This is a genomic window from Streptomyces sp. NPDC017943 (genome assembly GCF_044328425.1).
GTDB classification, from domain to species: domain Bacteria; phylum Actinomycetota; class Actinomycetes; order Streptomycetales; family Streptomycetaceae; genus Streptomyces; species Streptomyces djakartensis_A.
Genome location: NZ_JBIRHH010000007.1, coordinates 314,301 through 335,158 on the forward strand (window position 1 = coordinate 314,301; position 20,858 = coordinate 335,158).

At 70.4% G+C, this 20,858-nt stretch carries 17 protein-coding genes; 15 read left to right on the forward strand and 2 right to left on the reverse strand.

Going from position 1 to position 20,858, the window contains the following annotated elements; all coding sequences use genetic code 11:
• Positions 1–224 precede the first annotated feature (224 nt).
• The 4 genes from secD (at position 225) to relA (ending at position 6,335) form a co-directional block, all read left to right on the forward strand.
• Positions 225–1,976 carry a protein translocase subunit SecD gene (gene secD / locus ACH4C6_RS24320; RefSeq protein WP_398110688.1) on the forward strand — a complete coding sequence of 584 codons (1,752 nt, stop codon included), beginning with the start codon at positions 225–227 and terminating at the stop codon, positions 1,974–1,976.
• Between the two features lies 1 nt (position 1,977).
• Positions 1,978–3,087: a protein translocase subunit SecF gene (gene secF, locus ACH4C6_RS24325; protein ID WP_398110689.1), complete on the forward strand. Its 1,110-nt coding sequence runs from the start codon at positions 1,978–1,980 to the stop codon at positions 3,085–3,087.
• Entirely contained in the window at positions 3,084–3,623 is a 540-nt protein-coding gene (locus tag ACH4C6_RS24330) for an adenine phosphoribosyltransferase (RefSeq protein ID WP_398110690.1), read from the forward strand. Before secF ends, ACH4C6_RS24330 begins: the two co-directional genes overlap by 4 nt.
• 195 nt (positions 3,624–3,818) lie before the next feature.
• Positions 3,819–6,335: a GTP pyrophosphokinase gene (gene relA / locus ACH4C6_RS24335; RefSeq protein ID WP_398110691.1), complete on the forward strand. Its 2,517-nt coding sequence runs from the start codon at positions 3,819–3,821 to the stop codon at positions 6,333–6,335.
• Between the two features lie 88 nt (positions 6,336–6,423).
• Here relA and ACH4C6_RS24340 read toward each other — a convergent pair whose 3' ends face one another.
• Positions 6,424–7,653: a DUF349 domain-containing protein gene (locus ACH4C6_RS24340; RefSeq protein ID WP_398110692.1), complete on the reverse strand. Its 1,230-nt coding sequence runs from the start codon at positions 7,651–7,653 to the stop codon at positions 6,424–6,426.
• 136 nt (positions 7,654–7,789) lie between these two features.
• Positions 7,790–8,635: a peptidylprolyl isomerase gene (locus ACH4C6_RS24345; RefSeq protein WP_398110693.1), complete on the reverse strand. Its 846-nt coding sequence runs from the start codon at positions 8,633–8,635 to the stop codon at positions 7,790–7,792.
• 167 nt (positions 8,636–8,802) lie between these two features.
• Between ACH4C6_RS24345 and ACH4C6_RS24350 the strand changes: the two genes are divergently transcribed.
• The 11 genes from ACH4C6_RS24350 (at position 8,803) to ACH4C6_RS24400 (ending at position 20,837) form a co-directional block, all read left to right on the forward strand.
• The gene (locus ACH4C6_RS24350; RefSeq protein ID WP_398110694.1) at positions 8,803–9,510 is read left to right on the forward strand and encodes an MBL fold metallo-hydrolase; all 708 of its coding nucleotides are present in this window, start codon (positions 8,803–8,805) and stop codon (positions 9,508–9,510) included.
• Positions 9,511–9,521: 11 nt separating this feature from the next.
• Entirely contained in the window at positions 9,522–10,784 is a 1,263-nt protein-coding gene (gene hisS / locus ACH4C6_RS24355) for a histidine--tRNA ligase (protein ID WP_398110695.1), read from the forward strand.
• A 255-nt stretch (positions 10,785–11,039) separates the two neighbouring features.
• Positions 11,040–11,696 (forward strand): vitamin K epoxide reductase family protein, encoded by a 657-nt coding sequence (locus ACH4C6_RS24360; protein WP_398110696.1) that lies wholly within the window; start codon positions 11,040–11,042, stop codon positions 11,694–11,696.
• 63 nt (positions 11,697–11,759) lie between these two features.
• The gene (locus tag ACH4C6_RS24365; RefSeq protein WP_398110697.1) at positions 11,760–13,112 is read left to right on the forward strand and encodes a replication-associated recombination protein A; all 1,353 of its coding nucleotides are present in this window, start codon (positions 11,760–11,762) and stop codon (positions 13,110–13,112) included.
• A 309-nt stretch (positions 13,113–13,421) separates the two neighbouring features.
• Complete coding sequence (gene rpsD, locus ACH4C6_RS24370) at positions 13,422–14,036, forward strand: 30S ribosomal protein S4 (RefSeq protein WP_010046470.1); 615 nt, start codon at positions 13,422–13,424, stop codon at positions 14,034–14,036.
• 185 nt (positions 14,037–14,221) lie between these two features.
• Positions 14,222–14,656: a DUF948 domain-containing protein gene (locus ACH4C6_RS24375; RefSeq protein WP_398110698.1), complete on the forward strand. Its 435-nt coding sequence runs from the start codon at positions 14,222–14,224 to the stop codon at positions 14,654–14,656.
• Between the two features lie 9 nt (positions 14,657–14,665).
• The gene (locus ACH4C6_RS24380; protein ID WP_398110699.1) at positions 14,666–15,019 is read left to right on the forward strand and encodes a hypothetical protein; all 354 of its coding nucleotides are present in this window, start codon (positions 14,666–14,668) and stop codon (positions 15,017–15,019) included.
• Entirely contained in the window at positions 15,019–17,691 is a 2,673-nt protein-coding gene (alaS, locus tag ACH4C6_RS24385; RefSeq protein WP_398110700.1) for an alanine--tRNA ligase, read from the forward strand. Before ACH4C6_RS24380 ends, alaS begins: the two co-directional genes overlap by 1 nt.
• A 15-nt stretch (positions 17,692–17,706) precedes the next feature.
• On the forward strand, positions 17,707–18,171 hold the full coding sequence (ruvX, locus tag ACH4C6_RS24390) for a Holliday junction resolvase RuvX (protein WP_398110701.1): 465 nt from the start codon (positions 17,707–17,709) through the stop codon (positions 18,169–18,171).
• A 121-nt stretch (positions 18,172–18,292) separates the two neighbouring features.
• On the forward strand, positions 18,293–19,999 hold the full coding sequence (mltG, locus tag ACH4C6_RS24395) for an endolytic transglycosylase MltG (RefSeq protein WP_398110702.1): 1,707 nt from the start codon (positions 18,293–18,295) through the stop codon (positions 19,997–19,999).
• Positions 20,000–20,009: 10 nt separating this feature from the next.
• Positions 20,010–20,837 (forward strand): shikimate dehydrogenase, encoded by an 828-nt coding sequence (locus ACH4C6_RS24400; RefSeq protein WP_398110703.1) that lies wholly within the window; start codon positions 20,010–20,012, stop codon positions 20,835–20,837.
• Positions 20,838–20,858 lie beyond the last annotated feature (21 nt).

Sequence of the window (20,858 nt, forward strand, 5' to 3'; positions counted from 1 at the left end):
GGCGGGGGCCCGGGGGGGGGTGGCGGGGGGCGGCGGGGGCGGGGCGGCCGTCTCCCCCACCTAGGCCGGCGGCCCCCCCGCCGGTTTTTGTGGGGGGGGGGGGGGGGGGGGGCCCCCCCCCCCCCACCCCGGCACACGACCGGCTCGCACGGAGTCCCGACACATTGGCATGGCCGCCCGTCCGCCGATCCGGACGGAGGCGGCCCGAGAGGGAGTACGAGAAGGTGGCCACACCTAAAAAGGGCCGGAGCGCGAGCGCCCAGAGCAAGCCGGGGCGCTCGCTGGCCCTGATCCTGATCGCCATCGCGGCGCTCACCGGTGGAATGTTCGCCTCGGGACACACGAAGCCGCGTCTCGGCATCGACCTGGCCGGCGGTACGAGCATCACGCTCCGCGCCGTCTCCGAGCCGGGCCAGGAGAACGCCATCAACAAGACCAACATGGACACCGCGGTCGAGATCATGGAACGCCGTGTCAATGGTCTGGGCGTCTCGGAGTCCGAGGTGCAGACCCAGGGCAGCCGGAACATCATCGTCAACATCCCCAAGGGCACCAACTCCGAGGAAGCCCGGGATCAGGTCGGCACCACCGCCAAGCTCTACTTCCGCCCGGTCCTGCAGCGCGAGGCCGCCCCCGGTGAGGCCGAGCCCACCCCGAGCGGCACCTCCGGCGGCAGCGCCTCCCCGAGCCCTTCCGGCTCCGGCAAGCCCAAGGAGTCCGCGACCTCCGGCTCCCCGAGCCCGTCGGCCTCCGCCACGACCCAGGGCCGTGCCGTCACCGACTCGCTCAAGGCCGACGCCACCCCGTCCGCGAGCGGCAGCCCCAAGGCCTCCGGCAGCCCGTCGCCGTCCAGCACCGGCAACGCCGCGTCCGGCGCGCTGGAGAAGCAGTACGCCGCCCTCGACTGCTCCGACCCGAAGCAGCGCGCCACCGCCGGCAAGGCGGCCAAGAACGACCAGCCCACCGTCGCCTGCGGGCAGGACGGCAAGGTCTGGAGCAAGTTCCTGCTGGGCCCGGTCGACGTCGACGGCACCGAGATCAAGAAGGCCCAGGCGAGCCTCAACACCCAGGGCGCCGGCGGCTGGCAGGTCGACATGACCTTCAACTCCGCGGGCACCAAGAAGTTCGCCGCGACCACCGCCAAGCTGGCCCAGCAGGCCACCCCGCAGAACGAGTTCGCGATCGTCCTGGACGACGAGGTGGTCTCCCACCCGTTCGTCCAGACCACCATCAGCGGCGGCAACGCGCAGATCTCCGGCAGCTTCACCCAGGAGGAGGCCAAGAGCCTCGCCAACATGCTGTCCTACGGCGCCCTGCCGCTGACCTTCGAGGAGGACAGCGTCACCACCGTGACCGCCGCCCTCGGCGGCGAGCAGCTGGAGGCCGGACTCATCGCCGGTGCGATCGGCCTCGCGCTGGTCGTCATCTACCTGCTGGTCTACTACCGCGGCCTGTCGTTCATCGCGATCCTGTCCCTGCTGGTCTCGGCCGCGCTGACCTACACGATCATGTCGCTGCTCGGCCCGACCATCGGCTTCGCGCTGAACCTGCCGGCCGTCTGCGGCGCCATCGTCGCCATCGGCATCACGGCGGACTCGTTCATCGTCTACTTCGAGCGTGTCCGCGACGAGATCCGGGAGGGCCGCTCGCTGCGCCCCGCCGTCGAGCGCGCCTGGCCGCGCGCGCGGCGCACCATCCTGGTCTCCGACTTCGTGTCCTTCCTCGCCGCCGCGGTGCTGTTCATCGTCACCGTCGGCAAGGTCCAGGGCTTCGCGTTCACGCTCGGCCTGACCACCCTGCTCGACGTGGTCGTGGTGTTCCTCTTCACCAAGCCGCTGCTGACCCTGATGGCCCGCCGCCCGTTCTTCGCGAACGGCCACAAGTGGTCCGGCCTCGACCCGAAGAGCCTGGGTGCGCAGCCGCCGCTGCGCCGCACCCGCCGCCCCGCCGTCCCCGTCGACACCAAGGAGGCCTGAGATGTCGAAACTCGGCAACCTCGGCGCTCGACTGCACCGTGGCGAGATCGGCTACGACTTCGTCAAGAACCGCAAGATCTGGTACGGCCTGTCGATCCTGATCACCATCACGGCCATCGTGGGCCTGGCGGTCCGCGGCCTGCACATGGGCATCGAGTTCCAGGGCGGCGCCGTCTTCACCACCCCGAAGAACGTCAGCGCCTCGGTGTCCCAGGCCGAGGGCTACGCGGAGGACGCCTCGGGTCACGACGCGATCGTCCAGAAGCTCGGTGACGGCACCCTGCGCATCCAGGTCGCCGGCATCGACACCGGCGCCGCGGACAAGATCAAGACCCAGCTCTCCGACGATCTGAAGCTCGACGCGGAGGAGATCAACGCCGAGCTCGTCGGCCCCAGCTGGGGTGACCAGATCGCCAACAAGGCCTGGCAGGGCCTCGGCATCTTCATGGTGCTCGTGGTGATCTACCTGGCGATCGCCTTCGAGTGGCGCATGGCCGTCGCCGCGTTCGTCGCGCTGATCCACGACATCACCATCACGGTCGGCATCTATGCCCTGGTCGGCTTCGAAGTCACCCCGGGCACGGTGATCGGCCTCCTCACCATCCTCGGCTACTCGCTCTACGACACGGTCGTGGTGTTCGACAGCTTGAAGGAACAGACCAGGGACATCACCAAACAGACCCGCTGGACCTACAGCGACATCGCCAACCGCTCGATCAACAGCACCCTGGTGCGCTCCATCAACACCACGGTGGTCGCGCTGCTGCCGGTGGCGGGCCTGCTGTTCATCGGTGGCGGTGTCCTCGGCGCCGGCATGCTGAACGACATCTCGCTGTCGCTGTTCGTCGGCCTCGCGGCCGGTGCGTACTCCTCGATCTTCATCGCCACCCCGCTCGTCGCCGACCTCAAGGAGCGCGAGCCGGCGATGAAGGCCCTGAAGAAGCGGGTGCTCGCCAAGCGGGCCCAGGCCGCCGCCAAGGGCGAGACCGAGGTCCACGACGAGGCGTACGCGGGTGAGCCCGAGGACGCCACGCCCGCCGTCGTCGGTCCCCGCAACCAGCCGGCGTCCCGCACCCGCGGACGTGGTCGCCCCTCGGGGAAGCGCCGGTGACCGACATCCAGGAGCTGTTGCTCAGCCGCATCCGGGACGTGGCCGACTACCCGGAGCCGGGCGTGATGTTCAAGGACATCACCCCGCTGCTCGCGGACCCGGCGGCGTTCACCGCGCTCACCGACGCCCTGTCGGAGATCGCGGAGCGCACCGGCGCCACCAAGGTCGTCGGCCTGGAGGCCCGCGGCTTCATCCTGGGCGCCCCGGTCGCCGTCCGCGCCGGTCTCGGCTTCATCCCCGTGCGCAAGGCGGGCAAGCTCCCCGGAGCCACCCTCGCCCAGGCGTACGACCTGGAGTACGGCTCGGCGGAGATCGAGGTCCACGCCGAGGACCTCGGTGGGGACGACCGCGTCCTGATCGTCGACGACGTCCTCGCCACCGGCGGCACCGCCGAGGCGTCGATCCAGCTCATCCGCCGGGCCGGCGCCGAGGTGGCCGGTCTCGCCGTTCTCATGGAGCTCGGGTTCCTCAGCGGCCGCGCCCGCCTGGAGCCCGCTCTGGCCGGCGCCCCGCTGGAGGTCCTGCTCACCGTCTAGCGGCTCGCCGGACAGCTCGGCGAGCCGAGGTACGACACCGCGAAGGCGGACCCCGCGGAATTTCGGGGTCCGCCTTCCGCGTTTGCGGGTAGACGGCTCTCACATCGGCCTGAAGGCGATCCCGGAGCTCAGGATCGCTACCATGGGGTCTCCGGAGCCTGACCGGGGGACCCGGATCGCGCACGAGGAGTCCTCTTGCCAGACGAGGCCCAGCACCTGACCGCCGCCAAGCCCGAGTCCGCCTCGGCAGCCGCGGCGAAGCCCGCGCCGACCGCGCCCCACGCGAAGAACGACACCCGCGGGCCGGTCGAGCACGCCCAGTCGGCGCCGGTCGACAAGCCCGCCGAGCAGGCCCGTCCCAAGCCCGCGCCGCCGGTGCGCCAGGCCTCGGGCCAGCCGGCCCGCAGCGGCTCCTCCAACCGCGTCCGCGCCCGCCTGGCCCGGCTCGGCGTGCAGCGCGCCAACCCGTACAACCCGGTGCTGGAACCGCTGCTGCGGATAGTGCGCAGCAACGACCCCAAGATCGAGACGGCCACGCTCCGCCAGATCGAGCGCGCCTACCAGGTCGCGGAGCGCTGGCACCGCGGCCAGAAGCGCAAGAGCGGCGACCCGTACATCACGCACCCCCTCGCCGTCACCACCATCCTCGCCGAGCTGGGCATGGATCCGGCCACGCTCATGGCCGGCCTGCTGCACGACACGGTCGAGGACACCGAGTACGGCCTGGAGGACCTGCGCCGCGACTTCGGCGACGTCGTCACCCTCCTCGTCGACGGCGTCACCAAGCTGGACAAGGTCAAGTTCGGCGAGGCCGCCCAGGCCGAGACCGTGCGCAAGATGGTCGTCGCCATGGCCAAGGACCCCCGCGTCCTGGTCATCAAGCTCGCCGACCGCCTGCACAACATGCGCACCATGCGCTACCTCAAGCGCGAGAAGCAGGAGAAGAAGGCGCGCGAGACCCTGGAGATCTACGCGCCGCTCGCCCACCGCCTGGGCATGAACACCATCAAGTGGGAGCTGGAGGACCTCGCCTTCGCGATCCTCTACCCCAAGATGTACGACGAGATCGTCCGGCTGGTCGCCGAGCGGGCGCCCAAGCGCGACGAGTACCTGGCCATCGTCACCGACGAGGTCCAGCAGGACCTGCGCGCCGCCCGCATCAAGGCCACCGTCACCGGCCGCCCCAAGCACTACTACAGCGTCTACCAGAAGATGATCGTCCGCGGCCGGGACTTCGCGGAGATCTACGACCTGGTGGGCATCCGCGTCCTCGTGGACACCGTCCGCGACTGCTACGCGGCCCTCGGCACCGTCCACGCGCGATGGAATCCGGTCCCCGGCCGGTTCAAGGACTACATCGCGATGCCCAAGTTCAACATGTACCAGTCGCTGCACACGACGGTCATCGGCCCCGGCGGCAAGCCCGTCGAGCTGCAGATCCGCACGTTCGACATGCACCGCCGCGCCGAGTACGGCATCGCCGCGCACTGGAAGTACAAGCAGGAGGCCGTCGCCGGCGCGTCCAAGGTGCGCACCGACGCCCCCAAGTCGTCCGGCAAGAGCAAGGACGACCACCTCAACGACATGGCGTGGCTGCGCCAGCTCCTCGACTGGCAGAAGGAGACCGAGGACCCCGGCGAGTTCCTGGAGTCGCTGCGCTTCGACCTCTCCCGCAACGAGGTCTTCGTCTTCACCCCCAAGGGCGACGTCATCGCGCTCCCCGCCGGGGCGACCCCGGTCGACTTCGCCTACGCGGTGCACACCGAGGTCGGGCACCGCACGATAGGCGCCCGCGTCAACGGCCGCCTGGTGCCGCTGGAGTCCACCCTCGACAACGGTGACCTGGTGGAGGTCTTCACCTCCAAGGCGGCCGGCGCCGGGCCCTCGCGCGACTGGCTGGGCTTCGTCAAGTCACCGCGCGCCCGCAACAAGATCCGGGCCTGGTTCTCCAAGGAGCGCCGCGACGAGGCGATCGAGCAGGGCAAGGACGCCATCGTCCGCGCCATGCGCAAGCAGAACCTGCCGATCCAGCGCATCCTGACCGGCGACTCCCTGGTGACCCTGGCGCACGAGATGCGCTACGCCGACATCTCCGCCCTGTACGCGGCGATCGGTGAGGGCCACGTCTCCGCGCAGAACATCGTGCAGAAGCTGGTCCAGGCCCTCGGCGGCGAGGAGGCGGCCACCGAGGAGATCGACGAGTCGGTCCCGCCGGCCCGCGGACGCAGCCGCAAGCGCCGCTCCAGCGCCGACCCCGGCGTCGTCGTCAAGGGCGTCGAGGACGTGTGGGTCAAGCTGGCCCGCTGCTGCACCCCCGTCCCCGGCGACCCGATCATCGGTTTCGTCACCCGCGGCAGCGGCGTGTCCGTGCACCGCAACGACTGCGTGAACGTGGAGTCGCTCTCCCGGGAGCCCGAGCGCATCCTCGACGTCGAGTGGGCACCCACGCAGTCCTCGGTCTTCCTGGTCGCCATCCAGGTGGAGGCCCTCGACCGGTCCCGGCTGCTCTCGGACGTCACCCGCGTGCTGTCCGACCAGCACGTCAACATCCTCTCCGCGGCCGTCCAGACCTCCCGCGACCGCGTCGCCACGTCCCGCTTCACCTTCGAGATGGGCGACCCGAAGCATCTCGGCCATGTGCTGAAGGCGGTCCGCGGCGTGGAGGGCGTCTACGACGTGTACCGGGTGACCTCGGCGCGCAGCAGGTCGTAGCGGCGCACGTCGGCCCGCGGCGGCCCACGCAAGAAGGGGGCTTCCGTACGAGGTGTACGGAAGCCCCCTTCACGTGGCCTCGGCCGGCTCAGCCGCCGAACTCCTGCAGGCCCTTCAGCGCCTGGTCGAGCAGCGCCTGGCGGCCGTCCAGCTCACGCTGGAGCTTGTCCGCCTTGGCGTCGTTGCCCTGGGCGCGGGCCTGCTCGATCTGGCCCCGCAGCTTGTCCACCGCCGCCTGGAGCTGCCCGGTCAGACCCGCGGCACGCGCGCGTGCCTCCGGGTTCGTCCGGCGCCACTCGGCCTCCTCGGCCTCCTGGATGGCCCGCTCGACGGCGTGCATGCGGCCCTCGACCTTGGGCCGGGCGTCGCGCGGGACGTGGCCGATGGCCTCCCAGCGCTCGTTCACGTTGCGGAACGCGGCCCGGGCCGCCTTCAGATCGGTGATCGGCAGGAGCTTCTCGGCCTCCTCGGCCAGCTCCTCCTTGAGCTTGAGGTTCTCCGCCTGCTCGGCGTCCCGCTCGGCGAAGACCGAGCTGCGCGCCGCGAAGAAGACGTCCTGGGCGCCGCGGAAGCGGTTCCACAGGTCGTCCTCGTGCTCGCGCTGCGCACGGCCCGCGGCCTTCCACTCGGACATCAGCTCGCGGTAGCGGGCGGCCGTCGCACCCCAGTCCGTCGAGTTCGACAGCGCCTCGGCCTCGGCGACCAGCCGCTCCTTGGTGCGGCGGGCCTCCTCGCGCTGGGCGTCCAGCTGCGCGAAGTGCTGCTTGCGCCGCTTGGAGAACGCCGACCGGGCGTGCGAGAAGCGGTGCCACAGCTCGTCGTCGGACTTGCGGTCCAGTCGCGGCAGGCCCTTCCAGGTGTCCACCAGGGCCCGCAGCCGCTCACCGGCCGCACGCCACTGCTCCGACTGCGACAGCTCCTCCGCCTCGGCGACCAGCGCCTCCTTGGCGTGGCGCGCCTCGTCGGACTGCTTCGCCCGCTGCGCCTTGCGCTCCTCGCGACGCGCCTCCACCAGCTCCACGAGCTTGTCCAGCCGGACCCGCAGGGCGTCCAGGTCGCCCACCACGTGATGGGCGTCGACCTGCTCCCGGATGTGGTCGATGGCGGCCTGGGCGTCCTTGGCCGACAGGTCGGTGGTCTTCACTCGCTTCTCGAGGAGGCCGATCTCGACAACCAGGCCCTCGTACTTGCGCTCGAAGTAGGCCAGCGCCTCGTCGGGGGAGCCTGCCTGCCAGGAACCGACGACCTGCTCGCCGTCGGCCGTACGCACGTACACGGTCCCCGTCTCGTCGACGCGGCCCCACGGGTCGCTGCTCACAGCGCCTCCTCCACATGATGCCTGCGGGGGGCCTGTGGCACCCCCGGGCATCGTCCACAGTTTCGTCACGGCCAACATAGGCGACCGGCGGGGGGCCTGTCCGCATCCCGCGCGACCGAAATTACGCAGTTGAGGGTCAAGATTCGCTGATCGTGGCCTTGTTGATCACGACCGTCGCGTTGGGCGCGGTGTTGCCCGTCTGGGGGTCGGGAGCCTGCGCCCCGGCCTTGGCGATCTTCTGCAGGACCTTCATGCCGGCCTCGGACACCGTACCGAACGGTGTGTAGTCGGGCGGCAGCTGGCTGTCCTGGTAGACGAGGAAGAACTGGCTGCCGCCGCTGTCGCGGCCCTGCTTGGTCTGCGCGTTGTACTGGTTCGCCATCGCGACGGTGCCCGCCGGGTACACCCCGCCCTTGAGGCTCTTGTCCTTCAGGTTCTCGTCCGGGATCGTGTAGCCGGGGCCGCCCATGCCGGTGCCCTGCGGGTCGCCGCACTGCAGGACGTAGATGCCCTGGCTGGTGAGGCGGTGGCACTTGGTGTGGTCCAGGTACCCCTTGTCGACGAGGAACTTGAACGAGTTGACCGTGTGCGGGGCCGCCGACGCCTTCAGCGCGACACCGATCTCGCCGCAGGTCGTGTCCAGCTTCATCGCGTACTTCGCCGACTCGTCGATGGCCATCGACGGTTCCTTCTTCCAGGTCTGCGACTTGACCTTGCCCGGGGCGGGCTTCTCGCAGGGGTCCGGCGCCTTGCTGGGCGAGGCGCTCGGCGTGACCTCCGCGCCCGCGTTCTCCTTCTTGCCGTCGTCCTCGAACGGCTTGGTGAGGAAGACCGTCACGGACAGCACCACGACCACGCCGAGGACCGAGGCGATCACCGAGTTGCGCATACGGGCCTTGCGTCGCGCGTCCGTGCGTCGCTGCTGCTGCCGCAAGAACTTCTCCCGGGCGAGCTGACGCCGCCGCTGTTCCTGGCTGACCACCGGGTTCTCTCCTCCTGGGTCCAAAAACGCCGACCGGTACGCGTGGCGTCCTGTGCCGACCGCCTGCGTGTGCCCCGTACCGTATATGGGTTCGCTGAGGAATCGGCAGCGCCGGTAGGCTCTGTGAGCAGTTGTAGCCGCCCGTATCGACACAACGAAGGACGATCGTGCTCATTGCCGGGTTCCCCGCCGGGGCCTGGGGGACGAATTGCTACCTCGTCGCCCCCGCCGCCGGCGAGGAGTGCGTGATCATCGACCCCGGCCACCAGGCCGCCGACGGCGTCGCCGAGGCGATCGCCAAGCACCGGCTCAAGCCCGTCGCCGTCGTCCTCACCCACGGCCACATCGACCACGTGGCCTCGGTCGTCCCGGTCTGCGGCGCGCACGACGTGCCGGCCTGGATCCACCCCGACGACCGGTACATGATGAGCGACCCCGAGAAGGCGCTCGGCCGCTCCATCGGGATGCCGCTGATGGGGGAGCTGACCGTGGGGGAGCCGGACGACGTCAGGGAGCTGGCCGACGGCTCGAAGCTGGAACTGGCCGGCCTGGAGCTGTCCGTCGCGCACGCCCCTGGCCATACCAAGGGGTCGGTGACCTTCGGCATGCCCGAGGCGGCGGACATCCCGCCGATCCTGTTCTCGGGCGACCTGCTGTTCGCCGGCTCCATCGGACGCACCGACCTGCCCGGCGGTGACATGGCCGAGATGCTCGACTCGCTGGCCCGCGTGTGCCTGCCCCTCGACGACTCGACCGTGGTGCTGTCCGGACACGGCCCCCAGACGACCATCGGCCAGGAGCGCGCCACCAACCCGTATCTGCGGCAGGTGGCGGCCGGCCAGGGAGCCCAGCCCGCTCCCCGACGAGGAATGTGACGAGACCTTCCGTGAGCACCTTCAAGGCCCCCAAGGGCACCTACGACCTGATCCCGCCGGACAGCGCCACGTACCTGGCCGTCCGTGAGGCGATCGCCGCCCCGCTGCGCAACTCCGGCTACGGCTACATCGAGACGCCGGGCTTCGAAAGCGTGGAACTGTTCGCACGCGGGGTCGGTGAGTCCACCGACATCGTCACCAAGGAGATGTACGCGTTCGAGACCAAGGGCGGTGACCAGCTCGCCCTGCGTCCCGAGGGCACGGCCTCGGTGCTGCGCGCCGCGCTGGAGGCCAACCTCCACAAGACCGGAAATCTCCCGGTCAAGCTCTGGTACTCCGGTTCGTACTACCGCTACGAACGCCCGCAGAAGGGCCGCTACCGCCACTTCTCCCAGGTCGGTGCCGAGGCGATCGGCGCGGAGGACCCCGCGCTGGACGCCGAACTGATCATCCTGGCCGACCAGGCCTACCGCTCGCTCGGGCTGAGCGAGTTCCGGATCCTGCTCAACAGCCTGGGGGACAAGGAGTGCCGTCCCGTGTACCGGGCGGCGCTCCAGGAGTTCCTGCGCGGTCTGGATTTGGACGAGGACACCCTGCGCCGCGCGGACATCAACCCGCTGCGCGTCCTGGACGACAAGCGTCCGGAGGTCCAGAAGCAGCTGACCGAGGCCCCGCTGCTGCGCGACTACCTGTGCGACGCGTGCAAGGCGTACCACGAGGAGGTCCGTGAGCTGATCACGGCCGCGGGCGTCTTCTTCGAGGACGACCCGAAGCTGGTGCGCGGCCTGGACTACTACACCCGAACCACCTTCGAGTTCGTCCACGACGGCCTCGGCTCCCAGTCCGCGGTGGGCGGCGGCGGCCGCTACGACGGCCTGTCCGAAATGATCGGCGGCCCCGCGCTGCCGTCCGTCGGCTGGGCCCTCGGCGTCGACCGCACGGTCCTGGCGCTGGAGGCGGAGGGCGTGGAGCTCGAGATCCCCGCCACCACCAGCGTCTACGCCGTGCCGCTCGGCGAGGAGGCGCGCCGCCTGCTGTTCGGCAAGGTCGCCGAGCTGCGCAAGAACGGCATCGCGGCCGACTTCTCCTACGGCGGCAAGGGCCTCAAGGGCGCCATGAAGAACGCCAACCGCAGCGGCGCCCGCTACGCGATCGTCGCCGGCGAGCGCGACCTCGCCGAGGGCGTCGTCCAGCTCAAGGACATGGAGTCCGGCGAGCAGACGGCCGTCGGCGTGAACGAGATCGTGGCGGAACTGGAAGCGCGGCTCGGCTAGCGGTATCCGCAGAGGCCGCTGAGGCCGCAGCACCCCGCGCAGGCGCCGGGCACCGACGAGGTGCCCGGCGCCTGCGCCGTTGCGCGGCGCCTTCGCACCCCTGTGCGCCCGGGCGAACGCACGTCGGCCGAAACACAACCCTCAGGGACGACCCCGCGGGCATCCTTATCCCCAGCGAACGGTGCGCACACAGGACCGTGCGGCACAATGGCCGTGCCCGAAGAGGTTCAGGTCTCGAGTGACGGAATCGGCGTGATGAGCAAGACGACAGTCAGGGACGTCTCCACGGAGCCCGAGCCGGAGCGCGCCGAGACCGCGCCCCGCGTGGAGGGCGGCAGCCGGGCCTTCGCCCTGCTGCTGATGATCACCGGCGCGGCAGGACTGCTCGCCGCCTGGGTCATCACCCTCGACAAGTTCAAGATCCTGGAAGCCAAGGTCGAGGGCAAGACGTTCACACCCGGGTGCAGCTTCAACCCGGTGGTCTCCTGCGGCAGCGTCATGGAGAGCAAGCAGGCCGCCGTCTTCGGCTTCCCCAACCCGATGCTCGGCATCGCCGCCTACGCCGTCGTGATCCTGGTCGGCGTGAGCCTGCTCGCCCGCGCCCGCTTCCCGCGTTGGTACTGGCTCACCTTCAACGCCGGCTGCCTCTTCGGCGTGAGCTTCTGCGCCTGGCTGATGTTCCAGTCCCTGTACCGGATCAACGCCCTGTGCCTGTGGTGCTGCCTGGCCTGGGTCGCCACGATCGTCATGTTCTGGTACGTGACCTCGTTCAACATCCGCAAGGGCTTCCTGCCCGCCCCGGGCTGGCTCAAGAGCTTCTTCGGCGAGTTCACCTGGGTCATGCCGGTGCTGCACATCGGCATCATCGGCATGCTGATCCTGACCCGCTGGTGGGACTTCTGGCTCAGCTGAGTCCGGCCGGGCCCCGACCCGGGCCCCGACCGACTGTCGGTGCCGTGAATTAGGGTTTCGGACGTGGAGCCCGACCTGTTCACCGCCGCAGCAGAAGAACGCCAGGAGAAGGAGCCGTCCAGCAGCCCCCTGGCCGTGCGCATGCGCCCGCGCACCCTCGACGAGGTCGTGGGCCAGCGGCACCTGCTGAAGCCGGGCTCGCCCCTGCGCAGACTGGTCGGGGAGGCCTCCGGACCGGCCGGACCCTCCTCGGTGCTCCTGTGGGGCCCGCCCGGCACCGGCAAGACCACCCTCGCCTACGTCGTCTCCAAGGCCACCGACGCCCGCTTCGTCGAACTGTCGGCGATCACCGCCGGCGTCAAGGAGGTCCGCGCCGTCATCGACGGAGCCCGCCGCGCCGCCGGCGGCTACGGCAAGGAGACGGTCCTCTTCCTCGACGAGATCCACCGCTTCAGCAAGGCCCAGCAGGACTCCCTCCTGCCGGCCGTGGAGAACCGCTGGGTCACGCTCATCGCCGCGACGACGGAGAACCCGTACTTCTCGGTGATCTCGCCGCTGCTGTCCCGCTCCCTGCTGCTCACCCTCGAACCGCTCACGGACGACGACATCCGCGGCCTGCTGCGCCGGGCCCTCACCGACGAGCGCGGTCTCAAGGGCGCCGTCACCCTCCCCGAGGAGACCGAGGACCACCTCCTGCGCATCGCCGGCGGCGACGCCCGACGCGCCCTGACGGCCCTGGAGGCCGCCGCCGGAGCCGCCCTGGACCAGGGCGAGTCCGAGATCGCGCTGACCACGCTGGAGGAGACGGTCGACCGGGCCGCCGTGAAGTACGACCGCGACGGAGACCAGCACTACGACGTCGCCAGCGCCCTGATCAAGTCCATCCGCGGCTCGGACGTCGACGCCGCCCTGCACTACCTGGCCCGGATGATCGAGGCCGGCGAGGACCCCCGCTTCATCGCCCGGCGCCTGATGATCTCGGCCAGCGAGGACATCGGCCTCGCCGATCCGAACGCCCTGCAGATCGCGGTCGCCGCCGCCCAGGCCGTCGCGATGATCGGCTTTCCGGAGGCGTCCCTCACCCTCAGCCACGCCACCATCGCCCTGGCGCTCGCCCCCAAGTCCAACGCCGCGACGACCGCGATCGGCGCGGCTCTGGAGGACGTGCGCAAGGGCCTCGCCGGGCCGGTCCCCGCCCATCTGCGCGACAGCCACTACAAGGGCGCGACCGACTTGGGCCACGGCCAGGGCTACGTCTACCCGCACGACCTGGCCGAGGGCATCGCCGCCCAGCAGTACGCCCCGGACGCCCTGAAGGACCGCGAGTACTACGAGCCGACCCGGCACGGAGCGGAGGCCCGGTACGCGGACGCGGTCGAGTGGACCCGGAAGAACCTCGGTCGCAAGCGGTCCTGAGCACCCTGTAAACTCGTCCGGAGCGCCGCGTCCCGTGCAGTCAGAACGGGGCAGTCGGCCGGAGCCCGCCGGGGATACGTCCCCGGAACGGCTCCAGGAGCGTCGCGCACCGTCGAACGGTGTCGCGGGCAGCCCACCACCCCCCGTCACGGACGGGACCGGTCGGTGGGCCACTCGCGTGCTGCACGTATGTGCCCAGACCAGGGGAGCGGCTGCCCACCGAGGTCCCATCGGACCGAGGCGGGTTTCCCCGGCTGCGGATGCGACCTCCCACAACCCTGACGAGCCGAATCAAGGAAATGAGAAGCAGTGGCGAACCAGTCCCGCCCCAAGGTCAAGAAGTCGCGTGCCCTCGGCATCGCGCTGACCCCGAAGGCCGTCAAGTACTTCGAGGCCCGCCCCTACCCGCCGGGTGAGCACGGCCGCGGCCGCAAGCAGAACTCGGACTACAAGGTCCGTCTGCTCGAGAAGCAGCGTCTGCGCGCGCAGTACGACGTGTCCGAGCGCCAGCTCGTCCGCGCCTACGAGCGTGCCTCCAAGGTCCAGGGCAAGACCGGTGAGGCCCTGATCATCGAGCTCGAGCGCCGTCTCGACGCCCTGGTGCTGCGTTCGGGCATCGCCCGCACGATCTACCAGGCCCGCCAGATGGTCGTCCACGGCCACATCGCCGTCAACGGCAAGAAGGTCGACAAGCCGTCCTTCCGCGTCCGTCCGGACGACGTCGTGCAGGTGCGTGAGCGCTCCAAGGAGAAGACCCTCTTCACGATCGCCCGTGAGGGTGGCTTCGCCCCCGACGGCGAGACCCCGCGCTACCTCCAGGTGAACCTCAAGGCCCTGGCGTTCCGCCTGGACCGCGAGCCGAACCGCAAGGAGATCCCGGTGATCTGCGACGAGCAGCTCGTCGTCGAGTACTACGCCCGCTGATCCCCAGCAGGCACGCGGTACGTCAGCCCGCCGCCCCGCCCGCCCTCACCGGCGGGCGGGGCGGCGGGCTTTCGCGCTTCCCCCACGCCCGGGCGGTAATCCGGTACGGAGCCCCACCCCCGGCGCGATAGGCTCGGCGTACGACTTTTTCGAAGTTCAGGCGCGTTTCAGGGAGCGGGTGCACAGTGTCCGGTGGAGAGGTTGCCGGGATCCTGGTGGCCGTCTTCTGGGCGATCCTGGTGTCCTTCCTCGCCGTCGCACTGGCGAGGCTGGCCCAGACGCTCAGGGCGACCACCAAGCTCGTGGCGGACGTGACCGACCAGGCCGTCCCGCTGCTGGCCGACGCCTCCGCGGCGGTGCGCTCCGCGCAGACCCAGATCGACCGGGTCGACGCGATCGCCTCCGACGTCCAGGAGGTCACGTCGAACGCCTCGGCACTGTCGACCACCGTCGCCTCCACCTTCGGCGGCCCCCTGGTCAAGGTCGCCGCCTTCGGCTACGGCGTGCGCCGGGCCCTGGGCGGCCGCAGGGACGACGCGCCGCCCGCCAAGGCACCGAGGCGTACCGTGATCGTGGGCCGGACGGTCTCCCGGCGCAGCGCCCGAGACAAGAGGGACTGAGAGCCAGCGATGTTCCGCCGTACCTTCTGGTTCAGCACGGGCGTCGCCGCCGGTGTGTGGGCCACCACCAAGGTCAACCGCAAGCTCAGGCAGCTGACCCCCGAGAGCCTCGCGAAGACCGCCGGGAACAAGGCGATCGAGGCGGGCCACCGCATCAAGGACCGGGCGGTGGGCTTCGCGCTCGACGTCCGGGACAACATGGCCGCGCGGGAGGCCGAGCTCGGCGAGGCACTCGGCATCGACGAGAACCCGGAACTCCCGGCGCCCCGGCGGCACGCCGCCATCGAGAACCGCAACAACCCGACGTACGTCGAGGGTTCGACGTACCCGACGTACCCGTACAACCGGAATGAGGACCACTGATGGAGTCGGCTGAGATTCGCCGCCGCTGGTTGAGCTTCTTCGAGGAGCGCGGTCACACCGTCGTCCCTTCGGCGTCGCTCATCGCGGACGACCCGACTCTGCTCCTCGTCCCGGCCGGCATGGTGCCCTTCAAGCCCTACTTCCTCGGTGAGGTCAAGCCGCCCTTCGCCCGCGCCACCAGCGTGCAGAAGTGCGTGCGCACGCCGGACATCGAGGAGGTCGGCAAGACCACCCGGCACGGCACGTTCTTCCAGATGTGCGGCAACTTCTCCTTCGGCGACTACTTCAAGGAAGGCGCCATCAAGCTCGCCTGGGAGCTGCTCACCGGCTCGCAGGACGAGGGCGGTTACGGCCTCGACCCCGAGCGCCTGTGGATCACCGTCTACAAGGACGACGACGAGGCCGAGCGCATCTGGCACGAGGTCGTCGGCGTGCCGAAGGAGCGCATCCAGCGCCTCGGCATGAAGGACAACTACTGGTCCATGGGCGTCCCCGGCCCCTGCGGCCCCTGCTCCGAGATCAACTACGACCGCGGCCCCGAGTTCGGCGCCGAGGGCGGTCCCGCCGTCAACGACGAGCGGTACGTGGAGATCTGGAACCTCGTCTTCATGCAGTACGAGCGGGGCGAGGGCATCGGCAAGGACAACTTCGAGATCCTCGGCGAACTGCCCAGCAAGAACATCGACACCGGCCTCGGGCTCGAGCGCCTCGCCATGATTCTGCAGGGCGTGCAGAACATGTACGAGATCGACACCTCGATGGCCGTCATCGACAAGGCCACCGAGCTGACCGGCGTCCGCTACGGCGACGCCCAGGCCTCGGACGTCTCCCTGCGCGTGGTCACCGACCACATGCGCACGTCCGTGATGCTGATCGGCGACGGCGTCACCCCCGGCAACGAGGGCCGCGGCTACGTGCTGCGCCGCATCATGCGCCGCGCCATCCGCAACATGCGCCTGCTCGGTGCCACCGGCCCGGTCGTCAAGGACCTGATCGACACCGTGATCGAGATGATGGGCCGGCAGTACCCCGAGCTCGTCACCGACCGCGAGCGCATCGAGAAGGTGGCCCTCGCCGAGGAGAACGCCTTCCTCAAGACGCTGAAGGCCGGCACCAACATCCTCGACACGGCCGTCACCGACACCAAGGCCGCCGGCGGCACCGTCCTGCCCGGCGACAAGGCCTTCCTGCTCCACGACACCTGGGGCTTCCCGATCGACCTCACCCTGGAAATGGCCGCCGAGCAGGGCCTGTCCGTGGACGAGGACGGCTTCCGGCGCCTGATGAAGGAGCAGCGGGAGCGCGCCAAGGCCGACGCCCAGGCCAAGAAGACCGGGCACGCCGGTGCCGGCGCCTACCGCGAGATCGCCGACCAGGCCGGTGCCACCGACTTCATCGGCTACACCGACACCGAGAGCGAGTCCACGATCGTCGGCATCCTCGTCGACGGCGCCTCCTCCCCGGCCGCCACCGAGGGCGACGAGGTCGAGATCGTCCTGGACCGCACGCCCTTCTACGCCGAGGGCGGCGGCCAGATCGGCGACACCGGCCGCATCAAGGTCGACACCGGTGCCGTCATCGAGATCCGCGACTGCCAGAAGCCCGTCCCGGGCGTCTACGTCCACAAGGGCGTCGTCCAGGTCGGCGAGGTCACGGTCGGCGCCAAGGCCCACGCCGCCATCGACGACCGCCGCCGCAAGGCCATCGCCCGCGCCCACTCGGCCACCCACCTGACCCACCAGGCCCTGCGCGACGCCCTCGGCCCGACGGCCGCCCAGGCCGGTTCGGAGAACCAGCCCGGCCGCTTCCGCTTCGACTTCGGCTCCCCGTCCGCCGTCCCGACGGCCGTGATGACCGACGTCGAGCAGAAGATCAACGAGGTGCTCGCCCGCGACCTGGACGTCCGGGCCGACGTCATGGGCATCGACGAGGCCAAGAAGCAGGGCGCCATCGCCGAGTTCGGCGAGAAGTACGGCGAGCGCGTGCGCGTGGTGACCATCGGCGACTTCTCCAAGGAGCTGTGCGGCGGCACGCACGTGCACAACACCGCCCAGCTGGGCCTGGTGAAGCTGCTCGGCGAGTCCTCCATCGGCTCCGGCGTGCGGCGTATCGAGGCGCTGGTCGGCGTGGACGCCTACAACTTCCTCGCCCGGGAGCACACGGTCGTCGCCCAGCTCCAGGAGCTGATCAAGGGCCGCCCGGAGGAGCTCCCGGAGAAGGTCTCCGCCATGCTCGGCAAGCTGAAGGACGCCGAGAAGGAGATCGAGAAGTTCCGCGCCGAGAAGGTGCTCCAGGCCGCCGCCGGTCTCGCCGAGTCCGCCAAGGACGTCCGAGGCGTCGCCGTCGTGACCGGCCAGGTCCCGGACGGCACGACCGCCGACGACCTGCGCAAGCTGGTCCTCGACGTGCGCGGGCGCATCCAGGGCGGCCGGGCCGCCGTCGTCGCCCTGTTCACGGTCGTCAACGGCAAGCCACTCACGGTGATCGCCACCAACGAGGCCGCCCGCGAACGCGGTCTGAAGGCCGGTGACCTGGTCCGCGCCGCCGCCAAGACCCTCGGCGGCGGCGGTGGCGGCAAGCCGGACGTCGCCCAGGGCGGCGGCCAGAACCCGGCCGCCGTCGGTGACGCCGTGGACGCCGTCGAGCGCCTCGTCGCCGAGACGGCCAAGTAGGGGACGGGCCGGACCATGCGCAGAGGACGTCGGCTCGCGATCGACGTCGGGGACGCCCGCATCGGGGTCGCCTCGTGCGACCCCGACGGGATCCTCGCCACCCCGGTGGAGACGGTCCCCGGGCGCGACATCCCGGCAGCCCGGCGACGGCTGGGGCAGCTCGTCGAGGAGTACGAGCCCATCGAGGTGGTGATCGGCCTGCCGCGCTCCCTCAAGGGCGGCGAAGGCCCCGCCGCGGTCAAGGTCCGGGGCTTCGCCCAGGAGCTGGCCCGCATGATCGCCCCGGTGCCGGTGAGGCTCGTCGACGAACGGATGACGACGGTGACGGCCAGTCAGGGACTGCGCGCCTCGGGCGTGAAGTCCAAGAAGGGCCGGTCCGTCATCGACCAGGCGGCCGCCGTGATCATCCTCCAGCAGGCCCTCGAATCCGAACGGGTGTCAGGCAAAGCACCCGGTGAAGGCGTCGAAGTGGTCATCTGATCGCGATACGGTAACGTTCCGCGCGATGCGGCGGCGTTCGAACAGCCGCCGCACAGCAAGAGGCGGGACGGGAGCCGGGCCGGAAGCCGCGCGACCGCCGCCTCGCGGCTCTAGGGGATCGATGACTGAGTATGGCCGGGGCCAAGGCTCCGAACCGTGGCATCCGGAGGACCCGTTGTACGGGGACGGCGGATTCGGCGGCCCGCAGGCCCAGCAGGGTCACCCGTCCCCCTACGGAGGCCAGCCGCAGCACTACCCGCAGCAGCCGCAGCAGGGCGACTGGGGCAGCGGCGAGTACCCCGGCTACGGTCACGCGCACCAGCAGTACCCGTACGACCAGCAGCAGTACGCGGCCCAGGCCCACGGACAGCAGCAGTACCCCGGTCAGGGCCAGCCGCAGGACCCGTACCAGCAGCAGCCCTACGGCAACGGCGGCTGGGACACCGGCGCCCACCAGCAGGTCTCGTACCCGGGTGATCCCTACGGGCAGCAGAGCGACACCTACGGGACGGGCCCGCAGGAGTCCTACGGCACCCCCGACGCCTACCCGCCCGCCGAGCAGCCGGCCCCGCGAAACACCGGGCGGAGCCCGGAACCCGAGGCCGAGACGGACTGGGACCCGGGCCCCGACCAGGGTGAACACGCCTTCTTCGCGGGCGGGGACGACGAGGACGACGGTGGCGACGGCGACGATCCGCGCGACCGGCGCGGCAAGGGCGGCGACAAACGCGGACGCGGCGGCAAACCGAAGAAGCGCCGCAACGGCATGGCCTGCCTGCTGGTCGTCGTGATCCTCGGCGGCGGCGTGGCCGGTGCCGGCTACTTCGGCTACCAGTTCTACCAGGATCGTTTCGGCGACGCCCCGGACTTCGCGGGCGAGGGAACCGGCCAGAAGGTGTCCGTCGAGATCCCCGAGGGCGCGAACGGCTACGCGATCGGCCGGGCGCTGAAGGCCGCCGGGGTCGTCAAGAGCGTCGACGCCTTCGTCTCGGCCCAGGCGTCCGACCCGGAGGGCCGCAACATCCAGGCCGGCGTCTACACGATGCGGAAGCAGATGTCGGCCGCCAGCGCGGTCGAGCTGATGCTGAGCCCCGAGAGCCGCGACAACCTGATCATCGCCGAGGGCAAGCGCAACGCCGACATCTACCGCCTCATCGACAAGCGGCTGGAGGTCAAGGAGGGCACCACGGCCGCGGTCGCCGAGAAGGACTTCCGCAAGCTCGGTCTGCCCGCCTGGGCGCAGAACCACCCCCAGGTCAAGGACCCGCTGGAAGGGTTCCTCTACCCGTCGAGCTACGGCGTGACCGAGGGGCAGAAGCCCGCGGACGTGCTGAAGCAGATGGTCGGGCGGGCCACCGAGACCTACGACAAGCTCGGCGTCGAGAAGAAGGCCGCGAGCCTCGGGCTCGAGGACCCGTGGCAGCTGATCACGGTCGCCAGCCTCGTCCAGGCCGAGGGCACCAGCCACGACGACTTCCGCAAGATGGCCGAGGTCGTCTACAACCGCATGAAGCCCGGCAACCCCCAGACCAACGGGATGCTGGAGTTCGACTCCACCTACAACTACATCAAGAACCAGAGCAAGATCGACCTCAGCCTGAGCGAGCTGCGGAACTACGACAACCCCTACAACACGTACTTCCACAAGGGCCTGCCGCCGGGTCCCATCGACAACCCGGGCGAGGACGCGCTCAAGGGCGCGCTCGCCCCGACGGACGACGGCTGGTACTACTTCATCTCGCTCGACGGCAAGACCAGCAAGTTCACGAAGACGAACGCCGAACACCAGAAGCTGGTCGACAAGTTCAACGCCTCGCGCAACAACTGAGGAACCCTCCATGGCCGCACCCCGCCGGGCCGCCGTACTCGGCTCCCCGATCGCGCACTCGCTCTCCCCGGTCCTGCACCGCACCGCCTACCGGGAACTGGGCCTGGACGGCTGGACGTACGACCGGTTCGAGGTCGACGAGGCCGGGCTGCCCGCGTTCCTCGAGACGCTGGGACCCGAGTGGGCCGGGCTGTCGCTGACCATGCCGCTCAAGCGGGCCGTGATCCCGCTGCTCGACCGGATCAGCGACACCGCGGCCTCGGTCGACGCCGTCAACACCGTCGTCGTCACGGAGGACGGCCGCCGCACCGGCGACAACACCGACATCCCCGGCATGGTCGCCGCCCTGCGCGAACACGGCATCGAGCAGACCGACTCCGCCGCGATCCTCGGTGCGGGCGCCACCGCCTCCTCCGCGCTGGCCGCACTGTCCCGCATCTGCCCGGGCGAGATCGCCGTGTACGTGCGCAGCGAGGCCCGGGCCGCCGAGATGCGGCAGTGGGCGGAGCGGCTGGAGGTCACCGTGCGCATCGCCGACTGGGCGGACGCCGAGCAGGCCCTGCGCGCCCCGCTGGTGATCAGCACCACGCCCGCCGGGGTCACCGACGCGCTCGCCCGGTCGGTGCCGGAACGGCCCGCGGCCCTCTTCGACGTCCTCTACGACCCCTGGCCGACCGACCTCGCCGCCCGCTGGTCGGCGTACGGCGGAGCCGTCGTCAGCGGACTCGACCTGCTGGTGCACCAGGCGGTGCTCCAGGTCGAGCAGATGACGGGACGTGCCCCCGCGCCCCTGGACGCCATGCGAAAAGCGGGCGAGCGGGCCCTCACGGGCCGCTAAGATCCGCTCTCGTTCCGCAGG